Genomic DNA, 306 nt, shown 5'->3' with positions numbered 1-306 from the left:
AATACAGATTTGTCCGTGGCGACCTTCAGGATCTTCCTTGGATTATTGAATTACTGAAGCAGGATCGCATTGATCAGATCGTGCATCTGGGTGCGGTCATGTCGCCGCATCACACAACGCACCCTTATATGCTGTCCAAAATCAATCTCGAAGGAACCTTGAACATCTTTGAAGCTGCGAAGCTTTGCGATGTGGGCCGGGTCATTTTTGGCAGCACCCGTGGTGTTATCGCACGCACGGAAGGTACGCCCTATGGTGCGCCCTATTACGACCCTGTCCCGTCATCTTTTACCGGGCCTCGACTGC

At 52.0% G+C, this 306-nt stretch carries 1 protein-coding gene; it reads left to right on the top strand.

Annotated features, from left to right (window positions below):
• Positions 1 to 306, top strand: a 306-nt coding sequence (locus ACOSDM_RS20225; protein ID WP_420726337.1) for an NAD-dependent epimerase/dehydratase family protein, incomplete at both ends; no start/stop codon positions are given.

This window comes from Hwanghaeella sp. LZ110 (assembly GCF_048892525.1).
In the GTDB taxonomy this organism is placed as follows: Bacteria; Pseudomonadota; Alphaproteobacteria; order UBA8366; family Aestuariispiraceae; genus Pacificispira.
The sequence above is the reverse complement of the archived record's forward strand: the minus strand, read 5'-3'. Positions and strand labels throughout refer to the sequence as shown.